Below are 16,506 nucleotides of genomic sequence, written 5' to 3'. Positions count from 1 at the left end.
GCGGCGGCCCTAGACTCGGGGCATGGACGCTCTCTCGGTCGTCGGCGGCGGCATCGCGGGACTGGCGCTGGCCGCATGCCTTGACCCCACCCGCTTTCAGGTGACCGTCCACGAGCGGCGGAACGAGCCGCCGTCGGTGGAGACGTCCCTGGCCATGTGGCCGGAAGCCCAGCAGGCCCTTGGTGAGGTGGGGATTCTCCCGGCCGTCCGTGCAGTCGGCTCCGATTTTGGCGGTATGGCACTCCGGGACGGATCCGGCACCCCTCTGCTCACGGTGCGGGCACCGGGCGTCATCGGGGTGTCACGTGCGGACCTGCTCCGGCTGCTGGACGCGGCGGTGCCGGCTTCGGTGGCCAGAGCCTACGGGCCGGTGGCGTCACTGCCGCGTTCGGGCCTGGTGGTGGGCGCCGACGGGGTGCATAGCATTGTCCGCCGGAGGCTCTGGGGCGAGCGCAGCAGGGCCAGGCTCAGCCCCTATCTTGCGCTGCGCGGCATCATCGACGAACCGCTGCCGCCCGGCGGCGGCGGGGAATACTGGGGGCGCGGCCAGCTGTTTGGCATCACGCCTGCGTCCCGTGGCCGGACCTACTGGTACGCCTCCTACCGGTCGGTGCTGGGGCCCGGCGGCATCGACGTCGAGGAGGCCCTGGCGCTGACGCGCGGGCGGCTGTCCGGCCGGGCTGCGGGCATAGACCGGGTCCTGGCCGCCGCAACGCCGCGGGACACGCTGGCTCAACGGGTTTGGACGGTGCCCTTCCCCGGCAGCTACCGGCACGGCGGTGCGGTGCTGGTGGGGGATGCGGCGCACGGCATGACCCCGAATCTGGGGCGCGGCGCTTGCGAGGCGCTGATCGACGCCGTCACGCTCGCGGATTTGCTCAACTCCCGCCCGGTCGCGGAGGCCCTGCGGGCGTACAACCGGCGGAGGCTGCTGCGCAGCCAGGCCTTGCGCGTGGCGTCCTCGGCCATGGCACGGCTGGCGCTCGCGGAGAGTGCCCAGCCCCTGCGCGACGGGGTGCTGCGGCTTGCCGGCAGGCGCGGCCGACCGGGTGCCGGCTGACCGGGCCGAACGCGGGACCGACTAGGCCATGGCGGTGTGGGCGGCGCTGTGCGAGTCGATGGCTTTCGAGTAGCAGTAGGAGTGCTCCACCCCGATGTACGGCCCGAAGTTCGGCACCGCGACAAAGCCGGAGTTCTGGTAGAACTGCCGGCCGTCAGTCTGCACCGAGCCGGCCTCCGCTGTGATGGACGTGATGCCGATGCTGTGCGCGTGCGCTTCCAGGGCCGCGAGGATGGAGCTGGCCACCCCGGAACCGCGGGTGTACGGGAGCACATAGAGCCGCTTGATCTCGGCGGTGTGCGCGTCGAGGATGCGCAGGCCGCCGCAGCCCACGGGCTGGCCGGAGGCCTTGTCGTGGGCAACGAGGAACACGGCCGTGTCGGACTCCGACGGCGGCGGGCCGGGTTCGTGGTCGCTCGTGCCGAAGCGGGCGTCGAGTTCGGCCTGCTGGGCGGCACGGAGATCCGCGCCCACCGGGTTGGCCCAGGTGACCTGCCGGATGTTGAGCCGCGGGTTGGTCTGCATGGCTGCCTCGCTTCGCCGAAGGGTTATGCAGTTCAACGCTAGGCGCCGCCGGTTTCGGCCGTGTTTCCTGCGCGTTAGGGTTCGGAGAAATCCGCTACAGCGTGCCGCCGGTCGGGTCCTCCGCAGTCGGGTCCAACAGTGCCAGGCCGCCGACCGGACTGTCGTCCCAGTGGATCAGCCGCCAGCCGGCGTCGGGATCCCCCTCCAAAGCCACAATCCCCGTGTTCGCGAGGACGTGGCGGGCGGCGAAGCCCGCCTCCACATTGCTGGCCCGAAGGCCAGCCCAGACGCGGATCGCGGCGCCGTGGCTGACCACGGCCACCGTCCCGGCGTCGCCGGCCGCAGCGGCTGCGGCGGCGATCCGGGTGATCGAGGCGTCGTAGCGTTCGAAGAAGTCGTGCCCGCTGGGCCCGGCCGGCATCCTGCGGTGCAGTTCGCCGGCCGCCCAGCCGAACACGGTGCCAAGGTAGCGCAGGTGCGATTCCTTGTCGGTGTGCTTCTCCAGGGACCCGGCTTCGATCTCCCGCAGACCCTCCAGCACCTCGACCTCCAGACCGCGGACGGTCGAAAGCGGCGCGGCCGTGATCTGGGTGCGGATCAGTGTGGAGGCGAAGAGAAGATCGATCTGCTCATTTGCCAGGGACCGCGCCAGCGCGGCGGCCTGCCGTTCGCCGAGCTCGGTCAGCCCGGGGCCCGGGTGGGCGGTGTCCAGCTGGCCCAGGACGTTGCCGGGCGTCTGGCCATGGCGGATGAGCAGCAGCCTCATGCGAGGTGGTCCACCAGCTTGTCCGCGATGCCGGTGTACTTCCCGGGGGTCAGGGCCAGCAGCCGGGCTTCGGCGTCCACCGACAGGCCCAGGCTCTGGACGAATTCCTGCATTCTGGCGGCGTCGACGCGCTGCCCTCGGGTCAGGTCCTTGAGCCGCTCGTAGGGGTTTTCCATGCCTTCGACGCCGGCGATGGCCTCGGCGCGCATGACCATCTGGATGGCTTCGCCCAGGACTTCCCAGTTGGTGTCGAGGTCCGCAGCCAGCACGTCCTCGGCCACCTTAAGGCGGTCCAGGCCCTTGGCCACATTGGAGATGGCGAGCAGGGAGTGGCCGAAGGCCACGCCGATGTTGCGCTGCGAGGAGGAATCGGTGAGGTCCCGCTGCCAGCGCGAGGTGACCAGGGTGGAGCCCAGGACATCCAGCAGTCCGGAGGAGATCTCCAGGTTGGCCTCGGCGTTCTCGAAGCGGATCGGGTTGACCTTGTGCGGCATGGTGGAGGAACCGGTGGCGCCGGCGACCGGGATCTGCACGAAGTAGCCGATCGAGATGTAGCTCCAGATGTCCGTGCAGACGTTGTGCAGGATCCGGTTGAACCGTGCGACGTCGGCGTACAGCTCCGCTTGCCAGTCGTGGCTTTCGATCTGCGTGGTCAGCGGGTTCCAGCTCAGGCCCAGGCCTTCAACGAAGCCCTGGGCGACGTGCTCCCAGTCGGCGCCGGGGACGGAGGCCACGTGGGCCGCGTACGTGCCCGTGGCGCCGTTGATCTTGCCGAGGTATTCGGTCCGGGCGATGCGGTCCAGCTGGCGGGTCAGGCGGTGCGCGATGACGGCCAGTTCCTTGCCGAGCGTGGTGGGGGTGGCCGGCTGGCCGTGCGTGCGAGAGAGCATCGGCACGGCCCGGTTGTCCCCGGCCATGGCGCTGATCTGCGCAACGAGCTTCCGGGCGGCGGGTAGCCAGACATCCTCCACGGCGCCCTTGATGCCCAGGGCGTAGGAGAGGTTGTTGATGTCCTCGGACGTGCAGCCGAAGTGCACCATGGCGGTCAGGTGATCGATGCCGATCCCGGGCAGGCGGCGGCCGATATAGTACTCCACGGCCTTGACGTCGTGCACGGTGACCGCTTCGATGTCCGCCAGCTCGGCAACCGAGCCGGCGTCGAATTCGGTGACGATGGCGCGCAGCTTCTCCTGCTGCTCGGCGGTCAGCGGTCCGGCGCCGGGGAGCACGTTGTTGCCGGTCAGGTGGATGAGCCATTCAACCTCGACGGCGACCCGGTCGCGGTTGAGGGCGGCTTCGGAGAGATAGTCGACCAGCGGCGCGACGGCGGACTGGTACCGGCCGTCCAGGGGGCCGAGCGCGATCTGTTGTGAGGACGCGGCAAGGGCGAGGCGTCCGGACGGCGTGCGGGTATCGGCTGTGGCGGCAGTTTCAGGCATGCCCCGATTCTTTCACGAAGTCCCGCCGGGCCTTAAGCGCGCTGATCCGTGTGACTTTCCGCCGGGTTTCCCGGGGCTCCCTGCAGTGCCACCGGCACTTGTCCACATGGCCGGGCGGGGAGCTTCAGCCCGCGCGCCGTAGCCTCTAACGTCGGTGTTATGACGAGCATCAGCGCACTCCCCGGCGCCCACACCAGCATCAGCGCCGGCAACGACCCCGTGGGCGGCGGGGCGTCCGCGGACGGTGTCCTGGCCTCTGATGCCGCGGCCTGCGCCTCGCGCAGCCACGAGGTCCAGCAGCTTGCTGCCCGGGTGGCCGCCTGCGCCGACCACACCGACGCCGTGCTGGCTGGCCTGGTCAGTGTGGAACTGCAGAGCTGGCAATCACCGGCGGGCCGGGCCTACCGGACGGCGGTGTCCCTGCAGGCCGCGTCCCTGCGCCGCAGCCGGGCAGCCCTGCAGGAGGCCGCTGCCGCGGTACTCCGGCACGCCCGGAACGTGGCACTGTCCCCGGGGTGGCCGGGGCCCTGATGGCGGAGGTTTCGCCAGCTGGCTCCGGGGCAGTGCCCGTCCCCGCCGCCCCGGTGGATGGGATGCTGCGGATCCGGGGCGGAGTGGGCGGCCTTAGTTTCTCGTTCGAGGAGCTGCTGGCAGGAGCCTCGGTCCTGGACGGGCTCGTCCGGGAACTGGCGGAGGCGGAGGTGGAGGCAGAACGGGTGCGCCGCGCCCTGTTCCCCTACCAGTCCGACTCGTACTCCTCCGGCAACGCTGCGATTACCGCCGTCGGGGAGGTAGCCCGGGCCCTCGGCCGCGTCCGGACGGAGCTGGAGCGTCTCTGCGGTGAGGTCCGGGCGAGCCACCGGGAGTACGAGTCCGCCGAAGCCAGGAACACCCTGCTCCTGCGGATCGGCCGGACCGGTCCCGGATACGGGCCGCTGTGGGGTCTGGCTGGCCTGCCGCCGCTGACCGTCCGCGACACGGTGGAGGACGAGTTCTCGCTGGCGCCCGGAAGGCTGGCGCTGCTGCTGGGCCTGCCGGCCGGCGCCGGAGCGGCAGGGGGACCGGCGGGCGGTGTCCGGGCCGCGATCCGCGGATTGACGGACGCGCCGGGTCTGGACTTCCTGCGGCCCCGGCCCGTCCGGATCGCGGGCCGGGAGACCCGGACGGAGGAGGCCGATGTCTCACCGGCCGGGATGCTGCTGCGGGCCGGGGACGTCGGCCGGAACAGCGGCGAGATCGAGATCCTCCGGCTGGGGGAGTCCGGCACCCGCGCCTGGGCGGTGATCATCCCCGGAACGCAGCTGGACGGGCTGCCGCAGGGCACCAACCCCTTCGACGCCGCCGGTATCGCGGAGGGCCTCGGCTACGACTCGGCCGAAACCGCCGCGGCCATCCGTCAGGCCCTGGCGGAGGCCGGCGCCGAGGCGGGCGACCAGGTGGCCGCCGTCGGCTACAGCCAGGGCGGTATCCACGCCATGAACCTCGGCCGGGACAAGGCATTTTTGGCCGACTACGAGCTGAAGTTCGTGCTCACGGCAGGTTCCCCGGTGGGCGGGATCGAGCCCGGGCCAGGCACCAGCAGCCTGCACCTGGAGCACGAGCAGGACTGGGTGCCGGGGGCGGACGGGACGCCCAACCCGGACCTGTTGGACCGGGTGACCGTCACTGTGGCCACTCCGATCCCCGGACACGAATGGCTGGAGCCGGGGATCGGGCCAGGCCACGCCTTGGGCCGCTATGCCGACGGCGCCCGGGACGTGGCTGCCAGCCGGGATCCATCACTCCAGGCTTCGACCGCCGCGCTCGCGGCCGTGGTCGGCACGGGCGGAACCGCCGTGGTGACCCGCTTCTCGCTCCGGCGCGAAGCCATGCCGTCCCAGCGGGGAGCGCCCGTCGCCCCGGGGCCCCGTCGCAGCCCGGGAGGAAGTTCCCCGGACTCCGCCCGGCAGCCCGCAGCCTAGCGAGCACCCGCCCCCTGTCCTGGCAGATCCCGCCGGGTTTCCGGGCGGCGTCCCCTAGCGGTCGAGCGCGGGGAGAAAGCTCGCCACGAGTGACACCGCACTGATAATGAGGGCGGCGAACACCGCCGTCCAGAAAAAGGAGTCAAGGGTGAAGTGCACGGTGGTGTAGCTGCTGACCCAGGACGTCAGGTATAGCATCCCCGCGTTGATGACAACCGTGAAAAGTCCCAGGGTGAGGATGGTGATCGGCAGCGACAGGAGGCTGACGATCGGCTTGACGAAGGCGTTGACGAGGCCGAAAATCAAGCCGATGAACAGGTAGCCCAGGATGGTGCTGACGGTGCCGTTGCCCGAAGTGGAGATATCCAGGCCGGTGAGGATCCAACACGCGATGGCCAGGGCCAGCCCGTTGACGATGACTCGTACGATGAAGGGGCGCATGGGCCCATGCTGTCACAGGCCCGGCGGCAGCGGCAGGGACCATGTCCCCCTCTTGTGGCAGCTCCTATGGCAGCCCGAAGTAGGCTAGATGGCATGACTTCATCAGAGAACACGGCCGGGGGCATCAGGCCCCGTCCGGTGGTAGACCTCCTTCCCCGCTACGCGGCCGGCAAACCGCCGGTCCCCGTCGAGGGGCTGGTGAGCTACAAGCTTTCCTCCAACGAAAACCCGCTTCCCCCGATCCCTGCAGTGCAGCAGGCCATCGCGGCGCAGACCGACTTCAACCGCTACCCGGATCCGCTGAGCAGCAAGCTGCGCGGCGCGCTCTCCCAGTTTCTGGCGGTTCCCGCCGAGGACATCGTCACCGGCGCCGGAAGCCTCGGCGCGCTGAACCAGCTGCTGGCCACCTTCGCCGGGCAGAACGACGACGGCAAGCCCGACGAGGTCATCTACGCCTGGCGCTCCTTCGAGGCGTACCCGATCTGCGTTGGCCTGGCCGGGGCCGAGAGCGTTCGGATCCCGCTGACCGGCGAGGGCCGACACGATCTCGACGCCATGGCCGCCGCGGTAACGGCGCGCACCCGGATGATCCTGCTGTGCACGCCCAACAACCCCACCGGACCCATTCTCACGACCGAGGAAACCGAGCGTTTCATCAAACGGGTTCCCTCCGACATCGTCGTGGTCATCGATGAGGCCTACCAGGAGTTCGTCCGCGACGAGCAGGCCGTCGACGGGATCGAAATGTACCGGAAGTACCCCAACGTCGTCGTCCTGCGGACCTTCTCCAAGGCCCATGGCCTGGCCGGGCTGCGGGTCGGCTACAGCGTGTCCCAACCGGACCTCACGCAGCATCTGCGCGTTGCGGCCACCCCTTTCGCGGTGTCCCAGATCGCCGAAGTCGCGGCGGTGACCTCGCTGGAGCACTTCGGCGAGGTTGTAGAAAGGGTACAAAGCCTTGTGGACGAACGGGACCGCGTCACTGCCGGCCTGCGGGATCTTGGCTGGTTCGTGCCTGAGGCCCAGGGCAACTTCGTCTGGCTCAATCTCGGTGCGGACAGTGGGGAATTCGCCGCCCTGGCGGGGGAGCGGGCCCTCTCCGTACGCGCCTTCGCCAACGAGGGCGTGCGGGTCAGCATCGGCGAGACCGAGGCCAACACCCGCTTCCTGGAACTCTGTGCGATCTATACAAAACCCCCGCTGCGTTCCTAGCGCTTAACATGACGGCCGCCGCCAGCCGGCTGCGGATACAGTAGGGACGAGTAAGCCAAAATATATGCCGGACCGGGAATGTATTACCGGTCCGGCATATATCCCAGCGATTGCGTCGCATTCGGATGCGGCAAGCAAGGAGACGGTATGGGCGCCACACATCTGCCCTCTACCGAGTTCGATGGAAGCGATATTGAGGACCGTCTCGAGGCGGAGGCCGAAGCCCGCCAGGGCGATCCGGCCGAGCCCATGGTGCAGCTCCTCGCTCCCGATGGCACGCTCGGCTCCGATCCCGTGTTCTCGGACTACGCCGAGCGGCTCGATGCCGGGAAACTGCGCGGATTCTATGCCGACATGGCGAAAATCCGCCGCTTCGACGTGGAGGCCACCGCGCTGCAGCGGCAGGGCCAGCTGGCCCTTTGGGTTCCGCTCACCGGTCAGGAGGCCGCCCAGATCGGATCCGGCCGGGCCAGCCAGCCGCAGGACTACATTTTTCCCACCTACCGCGAACATGGCGTCGCGCTGACCCGCAACGTGGACCTGGCCGAGCTGCTGCGCCAGTTCCGCGGCGTCTCCAACGGCGGCTGGAACCCTAAGGACACCAACTTCCACCTCTACACCCTGGTCCTCGCGGCGCAGACCCCGCATGCGGTCGGCTACGCGATGGGGATCCAGCGCGACCAGAAGTTCGCGGCGTCGGCGGCACTCGCGGGCCAAACTGGCCAGGCCGCGGAGCCCAAGGCTGCCGTTATGGTCTACTTCGGCGACGGCGCCAGCTCCGAAGGCGACGTCCATGAGTCCATGGTCTTCGCGGCTTCCTACAAGGCCCCGGTGGTGTTCTTCTGCCAGAACAACCACTGGGCGATCTCCGTTCCCAGCTCCGTGCAGACCCGCATCCCGCTCGCCAACCGGGCCAAGGGCTACGGCTTCCCGGGCATCCGGGTGGACGGCAACGACGTGATCGCCGTCCATGCCGTCACTGAGTGGGCGCTGGAACGTGCCCGCCAGGGCGAGGGCCCGGTGTTGATCGAGGCGTTCACCTACCGCGTCGGTGCGCACACCACCGCAGACGATCCCACTAAATACCGGGAATCCGCCGAGGAAAGCCGGTGGCGGGCCAAGGATCCGCTGGAGCGCCTGGAGAAGTACCTCCGCGCCGAGGGAATGGCCGACGACGCCTTCTTCGAGCAGGTCAGGGCCGACGGCGACGAACTCGCCGCCTACGTCCGCAAGACCACCTACGATCTCGAAACTCCCGACATCCGGACGGCCTTCGCCAACACCTACGTGGAGGCCCACCCGCTGGTGGCCGAGGAGCTGGCCTGGTTCGAGGAGTACAGCGCGGGCTTCGCCGACCAGGCAGAACCCGCGGAGACAGCCCGGGCAGAAGGTGCGGCCAACTGATGACCATCATGACCATTGCCAAAGCCATCAATGAAGGCCTCCGCGCGACGCTGAACAACAACCCCCGCGCCCTGCTCATGGGCGAGGACATCGGACCCCTGGGCGGCGTGTACCGCGTCACCGACGGCCTGATCGCCGAGTTCGGTGCCGACCGCGTGGTGGATACCCCGCTGGCGGAGTCCGGCATCATCGGCACCGCGATCGGACTGTCCCTGCGCGGATACCTGCCCGTCTGCGAAATCCAGTTCGACGGCTTTGTGTTCCCGGGCTTCAACCAGATCACCACCCAGCTGGCGAAAATGCACTCCCGCAGCAACGGCAACCTGACCGTGCCGGTCGTCATCCGGATACCCTACGGCGGCGGCATCGGCTCGATCGAGCACCATTCGGAATCCCCGGAGGCGCTGTTCGCCCACACGGCCGGCCTGCGCATCATCACCCCGTCCAACCCGCACGACGCCTACTGGATGATCCAGCAGGCCGTCGACTGCCAGGACCCCGTCATCGTCTTCGAACCGAAGCGACGCTACTGGCTCAAGGGAGAGGTCGACACGGAATCGCCCGGAACGTCCGCGGACCCGTTTAAGGCCCACGTGCTCCGCGAGGGAACAGACGCCACCGTCGTGGTCTACGGACCCCTGGTCCCGGTTGCCCTGGCCGCTGCCAACGCCGCCGCCGAGGACGGACGCAGCGTCGAAGTGATCGACCTGCGTTCCATCTCGCCGATCGACTTCGACACCGTCACGGACTCCGTCAGGAAGACGGGCCGGCTGGTCGTGGCCCACGAGGCTCCGACATTTGGCGGAATCGGCGGCGAAATCGCGGCCAGGATCAGCGAGCGTGCCTTCCACTCACTCGAGGCGCCCGTCATCCGCGTCGGCGGTTTCCACATGCCCTACCCGGTGGCCAAGGTGGAGGAAGACTACCTCCCGGACATCGACCGCATCCTTGAGGCACTGGACCGCGCCCTTTCCTACTGACCGCTTCCCGCCGAGGCGCCCTCTCCCAACAAGGACAACATGACACTCCACAAGTTCAACCTCCCCGATGTGGGCGAAGGGCTGACCGAGGCCGAGATCGTCGCCTGGAAGGTCAAACCCGGCGACACGGTGGCCATCAACGACGTCCTGTGCGAAATCGAGACCGCAAAATCCCTCGTCGAGCTGCCCTCGCCGTTCGCCGGCACCGTCACGGAGCTTCTCGTCCCCGAGGGCCTGACAGTCGACGTCGGGACCCCGATCATCAGCGTGAGCGACTCGGCGCCCTCCGGCCCGGCCGCCCCGGCTCCGGCCTCGGCACCTGATGCTCCGCTGTACGGAAAGCTGGAAGCGGACACCTCCGACTCTGGCGAATCGGCGGGAGGCCCGGCCGGCGGTCCCCTGGTGGGCTCCGGTCCCAAGGCCGACGCCGTCAAGCGGCGCGCCCGCGTCACAGCTCGGGCAGCGCGGCCTGCTGTCCCGGCCAGCCCCAGCGCGGGAACAACTGGCCCAGCCACCGGTCCGGCCCACCCCGCCGAGCCCAGGGAGGGCCATGACATCTGGAGCAGCCCGGACGTTGCCTCACGAGTTGCCTCACGCGAGGAACCCGCAGCCCCTGCCGACGGTATCGACCCGCGCCCCACGCTCGGCGGCGCCATCAGCGGCCTTGTCAGTAAGGTCCTGGCCAAGCCCCCCGTGCGCAAAATCGCGCGTGACCTCGGCATTGACCTCGCCGACGTCGTCCCCACCGGGGCACGCGGCGAAGTGACCCGCGAGGACCTGGTGAGCTACCAGGCCCAGCGCGATGCAGAGCTGGATAAGGCGGACACGTTCTGGGGCAAGTCCGGCCGCCCGCAGGAACAGCGCGTCGAGCGGATCCCGGTCAAGGGCGTCCGCAAGGCCACGGCCAAGGCAATGGTCGAGTCAGCCTTTTCCGCCCCGCACGTCAGCATTTTCGTCGACGTCGACGCGAGCCGGACCATGGAGTTCGTCAAGCGGCTCAAGGCCTCCCGCGACTTCGAGGGCATCAGGGTCTCGCCCCTGCTGATCCTGGCCAAGGCGGTCATCTGGGCCGCGGCCCGCAACCCCAGCGTTAACGCGACCTGGGTGGACAACCCGGACGGCACCGACTCCGCCGAGATCCACGTCAAGCACTTTATGAACCTCGGTATCGCCGCCGCCACGCCCCGTGGCCTGATGGTCCCGAACATCAAGAACGCCCAGGACCTGTCCCTCAAGGAACTGGCCCTGGCCCTGAACGAGCTTGCCACGACCGCACGGGCCGGCAAGACCCAGCCCGCCCAGATGCAGGGCGGCACCCTGACGGTTACCAATATCGGCGCCCTCGGGATCGATACCGGCACGCCGATCATCAACCCCGGCGAGGTGGCGATCGTGGCCTTCGGCACCATCAAGCAGAAGCCCTGGGTCCTTGACGGCGAGGTGATCCCGCGCTGGATCACCACCCTCGGCGGTTCCTTCGACCACCGCGTGGTGGACGGCGACCTCTCGGCACGGTTCATGGCCGACGTCGCGTCGATCCTGGAAGAACCAGCGCTCCTGCTGGACTGACCCGAAGCCTGAGGCGCATTGGTATGCAGAACGTCCCAATAACTGCGAAATAGGTATTTCCCCTTACTAATCAACACTCCTAAGCTGGACTGAGCACGGCATTTCGCCTGCTCCGAGCCGCCCGGGAGCTTCAATGGAGACGCGTCACCTCAAGTACTTCATCGCCGTCGCCGAGGAACGCCACTTTGGCCGGGCAGCCCAGCGCCTGCACATGGCCCAGCCTCCGCTGTCCCAGCAGATCCGACAGTTGGAGGAACAGCTCGGCACACCCCTGCTGCTGCGCACCACACGCAAGGTGGAGATCACCCCGGCCGGGCAGCTCCTGCTGGACCGGGGACGGCTGCTGCTGCAGGAACTGGAAGCGCTCGAGGAAGACGTACAGCAGGTCGGCGCCGGTGCCAGCGGCGTCATCCGCGTCGGCTTCACCGGAACCGCCACGTACCGACTAATGCCCAGCATCGTCCAGGCCGCGCGCCGCACCCTTCCCGGACTCCGCATCACCGTCCAGGGTGAGATGCTGACGCCACAGATGGAGTCCGCGCTCGAGGACGGCCGGCTCGACGTCGCCGTCCTCCGGCCGCCGGTCCGCGCCGGAACCGTGGCCCTCAAACTGCTCGAACAGGATCAGCTGGTCGCAGCGCTCCCGGCGGACTCACCCCTGGCGGACAAAGGCACCCTGGACCTGGCGGAGCTCGCGGGCCAGGACTTCATCGGCTATCCCAGCTACTCCGCCGTGAGCAGCATCCTGGTGGACGCCTGCCGCAAAGCCGGGTTCCAGCCACACCTCGTCCAGGAAGCGAGGGAAACCTCCACCCTGCTCTCCCTCGTTGCCGCCGGGATGGGGATCGCGCTGGTACCCATGACCTCCCGGATGTTCTCTTTCCAGGGCGTGGTCTTCCGTCCGCTGCGCAACCCGCCCCCCGTCGACCTCGCTGTCGCCTGGATCCGCGGCGCCGAAACACCCCTGTTGCGCAGCTTCCTCAGGCTCTTCGACTCCTTGCCCGCGTCGAGCCCCGGCAAGCCACAACACCCGCTCCTACCAGCGGAGCCAACAGCACAGTCATCGTCAGGGTCACAGCCCACAGCCGCCACAAAGGAATCCCGCCGTGAAAATTGAACGCATTGAGGCCATCCCCTATTCGATCCCGTACGCGCGGCCGCTGAAGTTCGCCAGCGGCGAGGTGACCTCCGCTGAACATGTGCTGGTCCGGATCTACACGGACACCGGCATCTGCGGTGTCGCTGACACCCCGCCGCGGCCCTACACCTACGGCGAAACCCAGGATTCGATTATCTCGGTGGTGACCAAAGTCTTTGCCCCGCAGCTCATCGGGCTGGACCCACTGGACCGCGCCAAGGTCCAGCAGCTGCTCCGCCGCACGGTCAACAACCCCACGGCCAAGGGGGCCCTGGACATTGCGCTCTGGGACGTCATCGGAATCTCCCTGGGCACCCCGGTGCACAAACTCCTGGGCGGTTTCACCGACAGCATGCGGGTCTCACACATGCTGGGGTTCAAACCTGCCGCCGAACTACTGGACGAAGCGCTGCGTTTCCGCGAAACGTTCGGCATCAACACCTTCAAGCTCAAGACCGGTCGGCGGCCGCTCTCCCTCGACGTCGAGGCATGCCACGTGCTGCGGGAAGGCCTCGGTGCGGACACCGAGATCTACCTCGACGCCAACCGCGGCTGGACCGCCAACGAGGCCATGGAGGTCCTCCGCCGGACCGAAGGCCTTGGCCTGTCCATGCTGGAGGAGCCGTGCGACGCCGGAGAAGCCCTGGGCCGCCGTCGGCTGGTGCAGAGCTCCAGCATCCCGATCGTGGGCGACGAAAGCGTCCCTACCCTCGGTGATGTCTCCCGGGAACTGCTCTCCGGCGGCAGCAACGCGATCTGCATCAAGACTGCGCGCAGCGGATTCACCGAAGCCCAGCAGATCCTCGGCCTCTGCGAGGGCCTGGGCGTGGACGTCACGATGGGCAACCAGATCGACACCCAGATCGGCAGCCTCGCGACGGTCACCTTTGGCGCGGCCTTCGAGGCCAGCTCCCGCCGGGCCGGGGAGCTCTCCAACTATCTGGACATGACGGACGACCTGCTCGCCGAGCCGCTCGAAATCCACGACGGCGCCATCCGGGTCCGAGCGGTCCCCGGCGTCGGCGCGGCTATCGACGCCGACAAACTGCAAAAATACCGGCAGGACCGGGCCTGACCCGGCCGCATCCTGCCTTCAGCGAGACCCCACACCACAAGGAGAATCACATGTTGTATCTGGTCCGCATGGACGTCAATATTCCGCTGGACATGCCCAAAGAGCGCGCCGACGCCATCAAGGCGGAGGAGCGGGAGTATTCCCAGCAGCTCCAGCGCGACGGACGCTGGGCCCATCTGTGGCGGGTCGTCGGCGAGTACTCCAACTACTCGGTGTTCGACGTCGCGGACAACGACGAGCTGCACACGCTGCTCTCCGGGCTGCCGCTCTTCCCGTACATGGACATCAAGGTGACGCCGCTGGCCAAGCACCCTTCCGCCGTCGAATAGCCCGGCCGCACCTTCGAGCATTCATATGCAAAAGCTTTCAATGAGCCGGAAATAGGTATTTCCCCTCGATCAATTCCAGGCCTACCGTTGAAACAACACCGGATGTGATGCGCGGCACGACGCACAGCGCAGAATGCCAGTCCGGAAACCACCGAGAACCGTTTCTTACGATCGTTCTTTTGACAAGGGAGTCACCATGTCCACGGAAACCGACGCCACCGCAGCCTCCTCAGGCGCTGGGGCAACCGCCCGCTTCCGGGCGAACAAGCAATTCGCTGCCGACACGGGCCAGGAGCGCGTCAGCATCCTCGCTGGCCGGGTCATCAAGGCGATCAACGACACCGTCCTGGACGAGAAGGTCACCTACGACGAATACAACGCCTTCAAGGCCTGGCTCATCCAGGTCGGCGAAGACGGCGAATGGCCGCTGTTCCTGGACGTCTGGGTGGAGCATTCCGTCGAGGAGGTCGCCAACTCCAGCCGCCACGGCTCCAAGGGAAGCATCGAAGGACCGTATTACATCCCGGACGCTCCCTCGCAGAACACCCCGGCCACCCTGCCAATGCGCGACGACGAACCCGGCACCCCGCTGCTGTTCCAGGGCCAGGTCACGAACGTTGGCGGCGAGCCGCTCGCCGGGGCCCTGATCGAACTGTGGCACGCCGACGACCTCGGCTTCTATTCCCAGTTCGCTCCCGGGCTGCCTGAATGGAACCTCCGCGGCTCTATCATCGCCGACGCCCAGGGCAACTTCCAGATCAACACCATGCAGCCTGCGCCGTACCAGATCCCCACCGACGGCGCCTGCGGTGCCCTCATCGCCGCGGCCGGCTGGCACGCCTGGCGGCCGGCCCACCTGCACCTGAAGGTCTCGGCCCCGGAGCACCAGCTCATCACCACCCAGCTGTATTTCCAGGGTGACGAGCACGTTGCCGACGACATCGCCTCGGCCGTGAAGCCGGAACTCATTCTCGCGCCCACCGAGCGCGCCGACGGCAAGGGCCGCGAAGTTACCTACGACTTCGTTCTCGACCCCCGGAACTAAGCCTCCAATCCAGGGCCCGGGGCTGGCACCCAGCCCGCCCCGGGCCAGGCCCAAACATCTTCCCCACCACCCGCCGTGCTGCCGCTTGCCCAAAAGGAAGCCAAGCAAGCCGCACCAGCGAGGATCCCGGATCAATCGGGTCAGAACTTCAGACGAAAGTGAGTTACCGGTGACTAAACCCACCTACAACGTCCAGGACGTTATCGACAACACGCCCATGGGAGTCAAACGATGGTCCATCATCGTCCTCTGCTTCGTGATCGCACTGCTGGACGGATTCGACACCCAGTCCATTGCATTCATCGGACCGGCGATCGCCGAGGACTTTGGCTTACAGGCCACTGACATGACATGGGTGATCACCGCCAGCACCGTCGGCATGTGCGTGGGTGCGATGTCCCTTGGCACCTTTGGGGACCGGATTGGCCGCAAGAAGACCATCCTGCTGGCCCTGACCCTGTTCGGCGTCTTCTCCCTTGCCGGTGCTTTCGCTCAATCGCTTGAGCAGATTGTCGTCTTGCGCTTCCTTATTGGCCTCGGAATGGGCGGGGCCACCCCCGCGCTGCTCGCCCTGACGGCGGAGTTCAGCCCCAAATCCCGCCGTGGCACGTTCATGACATTGGTGCTGCTGGGCCTGCCCGGCGGAGCGCTTATCGGTGGGCTTGTGGCCGCGGCATGGCTGCCCGTAATGGGCTGGCGCGGCATTTTCCTGATCGGCGGCGTGCTTCCGCTGGCCATGGTGTTGGTCTGCGCCAGAATGCTCTCCGAATCACCGATTTTCCTGGCGGCTAAGGGCACCACCGCGGCGGATACACAGGCGCGGCAGATCATGGCGGCCGTCTCCGGCAGCCCGATCAGCCCGGACGCCGTACTGGTGACAAATGACAAAATCGAGGCCCGCCGCAGCTCCATCGCCGCGCTCTTCTCTGCCAGGTACCGGATGGTCACCATCGCGGTCTTCGCCACCTACCTGCTCAACTGGATCGCCTGGTTCCTCCTGCTGCTGTGGATGCCAACCGCGCTCAAGATGTTGGGGCTGGCCGGCTCCCAGGCCGCGATGGGAACTGTGACCGTCAACGGCGCGTTCATCCTCTTTGCCATCCCGCTCTCCATCATCCTGCCCAAGGTTAACCCCAGGAAACTGCTGCTGGTCATGTTCGCCGCAGGGATCGTCATCGCGCTGGGTCTGGGGCTGGCCGGCTCCAACTTCGCGCTGGTCTTCGTGCTGATCGGCCTGGCCGGCTTCGGCATTGGCGGCCAGCAGTTGGCACTGAATTACCTGATCGCCAACGCCTATCCCACTCAACTTCGTGCCACTGCTACCGGCTGGGGCATCGGAATAGGCCGCCTCGGTTCCATCGTGGGCTCTGCCCTCGGTGGGGTCATCCTCATGGGGCTGGGCGTCTCCGGCTACTTCATGGCGCTCGCCGTGCCGCTGGTTCTGGCCGGCCTGGCCACCCTGATGGTGCGAAACTCGGCAACCCAAGACGAGACTGCCCCGACGGCCTTGGCGCCATTGGAACGCGAAACCGTCAGCTAACAGGGCAACAGACGACGGGCCG

Annotated in this window: 16 protein-coding genes; 12 read left to right on the top strand and 4 right to left on the bottom strand. The window is 67.8% G+C overall.

Going from position 1 to position 16,506, the window contains the following annotated elements:
• Positions 1–22: 22 nt before the first annotated feature.
• The gene (locus ACZYZ5_RS07045) at positions 23–1,060 is read left to right on the top strand and encodes an FAD-dependent monooxygenase (RefSeq protein ID WP_463900398.1); all 1,038 of its coding nucleotides are present in this window, start codon (positions 23–25) and stop codon (positions 1,058–1,060) included.
• Positions 1,061–1,081: 21 nt separating this feature from the next.
• Here the strand turns inward: ACZYZ5_RS07045 and ACZYZ5_RS07040 are convergent, their stop codons facing one another.
• The 3 genes from ACZYZ5_RS07040 to purB all read right to left on the bottom strand — a co-directional run bounded on the left by ACZYZ5_RS07040 (position 1,082) and on the right by purB (position 3,790).
• Positions 1,082–1,585: a GNAT family N-acetyltransferase gene (locus tag ACZYZ5_RS07040; RefSeq protein WP_463900396.1), complete on the bottom strand. Its 504-nt coding sequence runs from the start codon at positions 1,583–1,585 to the stop codon at positions 1,082–1,084.
• 94 nt (positions 1,586–1,679) lie between these two features.
• Complete coding sequence (locus ACZYZ5_RS07035) at positions 1,680–2,351, bottom strand: histidine phosphatase family protein (RefSeq protein ID WP_463900395.1); 672 nt, start codon at positions 2,349–2,351, stop codon at positions 1,680–1,682.
• The gene (gene purB / locus ACZYZ5_RS07030) at positions 2,348–3,790 is read right to left on the bottom strand and encodes an adenylosuccinate lyase (RefSeq protein WP_463900393.1); all 1,443 of its coding nucleotides are present in this window, start codon (positions 3,788–3,790) and stop codon (positions 2,348–2,350) included. The genes ACZYZ5_RS07035 and purB overlap by 4 nt, the downstream gene beginning before the upstream one ends.
• 159 nt (positions 3,791–3,949) lie before the next feature.
• Here purB and ACZYZ5_RS07025 point away from each other — a divergent pair, with 159 nt between their 5' ends.
• Positions 3,950–4,321: a hypothetical protein gene (locus ACZYZ5_RS07025; RefSeq protein WP_463900391.1), complete on the top strand. Its 372-nt coding sequence runs from the start codon at positions 3,950–3,952 to the stop codon at positions 4,319–4,321.
• Positions 4,322–4,353: 32 nt separating this feature from the next.
• Positions 4,354–5,751: a hypothetical protein gene (locus ACZYZ5_RS07020; protein WP_463900389.1), complete on the top strand. Its 1,398-nt coding sequence runs from the start codon at positions 4,354–4,356 to the stop codon at positions 5,749–5,751.
• 54 nt (positions 5,752–5,805) lie between these two features.
• Here ACZYZ5_RS07020 and ACZYZ5_RS07015 read toward each other — a convergent pair whose 3' ends face one another.
• Positions 5,806–6,192 (bottom strand): phage holin family protein, encoded by a 387-nt coding sequence (locus tag ACZYZ5_RS07015; RefSeq protein ID WP_463900388.1) that lies wholly within the window; start codon positions 6,190–6,192, stop codon positions 5,806–5,808.
• Positions 6,193–6,285: 93 nt separating this feature from the next.
• Between ACZYZ5_RS07015 and ACZYZ5_RS07010 the strand changes: the two genes are divergently transcribed.
• The 9 genes from ACZYZ5_RS07010 to ACZYZ5_RS06970 all read left to right on the top strand — a co-directional run bounded on the left by ACZYZ5_RS07010 (position 6,286) and on the right by ACZYZ5_RS06970 (position 16,484).
• Positions 6,286–7,404: a histidinol-phosphate transaminase gene (locus tag ACZYZ5_RS07010; protein WP_463900387.1), complete on the top strand. Its 1,119-nt coding sequence runs from the start codon at positions 6,286–6,288 to the stop codon at positions 7,402–7,404.
• 147 nt (positions 7,405–7,551) lie between these two features.
• Entirely contained in the window at positions 7,552–8,808 is a 1,257-nt protein-coding gene (pdhA, locus tag ACZYZ5_RS07005; RefSeq protein ID WP_463900384.1) for a pyruvate dehydrogenase (acetyl-transferring) E1 component subunit alpha, read from the top strand.
• Complete coding sequence (locus ACZYZ5_RS07000; RefSeq protein WP_463900382.1) at positions 8,808–9,788, top strand: alpha-ketoacid dehydrogenase subunit beta; 981 nt, start codon at positions 8,808–8,810, stop codon at positions 9,786–9,788. Before pdhA ends, ACZYZ5_RS07000 begins: the two co-directional genes overlap by 1 nt.
• Positions 9,789–9,827: 39 nt before the next feature.
• On the top strand, positions 9,828–11,357 hold the full coding sequence (locus ACZYZ5_RS06995; protein ID WP_463900380.1) for a dihydrolipoamide acetyltransferase family protein: 1,530 nt from the start codon (positions 9,828–9,830) through the stop codon (positions 11,355–11,357).
• Between the two features lie 133 nt (positions 11,358–11,490).
• Positions 11,491–12,474: a LysR substrate-binding domain-containing protein gene (locus ACZYZ5_RS06990; RefSeq protein WP_463900378.1), complete on the top strand. Its 984-nt coding sequence runs from the start codon at positions 11,491–11,493 to the stop codon at positions 12,472–12,474.
• On the top strand, positions 12,464–13,570 hold the full coding sequence (locus tag ACZYZ5_RS06985) for a mandelate racemase/muconate lactonizing enzyme family protein (RefSeq protein ID WP_463900376.1): 1,107 nt from the start codon (positions 12,464–12,466) through the stop codon (positions 13,568–13,570). The genes ACZYZ5_RS06990 and ACZYZ5_RS06985 overlap by 11 nt, the downstream gene beginning before the upstream one ends.
• A 50-nt stretch (positions 13,571–13,620) precedes the next feature.
• The gene (gene catC / locus ACZYZ5_RS06980; RefSeq protein WP_463900373.1) at positions 13,621–13,899 is read left to right on the top strand and encodes a muconolactone Delta-isomerase; all 279 of its coding nucleotides are present in this window, start codon (positions 13,621–13,623) and stop codon (positions 13,897–13,899) included.
• Between the two features lie 196 nt (positions 13,900–14,095).
• A complete protein-coding gene (catA, locus tag ACZYZ5_RS06975) occupies positions 14,096–14,944 on the top strand; it encodes a catechol 1,2-dioxygenase (protein ID WP_463900371.1) in 849 nt (282 codons plus the stop codon).
• A gap of 169 nt (positions 14,945–15,113) precedes the next feature.
• Positions 15,114–16,484 (top strand): MFS transporter, encoded by a 1,371-nt coding sequence (locus tag ACZYZ5_RS06970; RefSeq protein WP_463900369.1) that lies wholly within the window; start codon positions 15,114–15,116, stop codon positions 16,482–16,484.
• Positions 16,485–16,506: the final 22 nt, after the last annotated feature.

The sequence above is a fragment of the Pseudarthrobacter ribosi genome (genome assembly GCF_055412865.1).
This window is presented reverse-complemented; position numbering and strand designations above follow the sequence as displayed.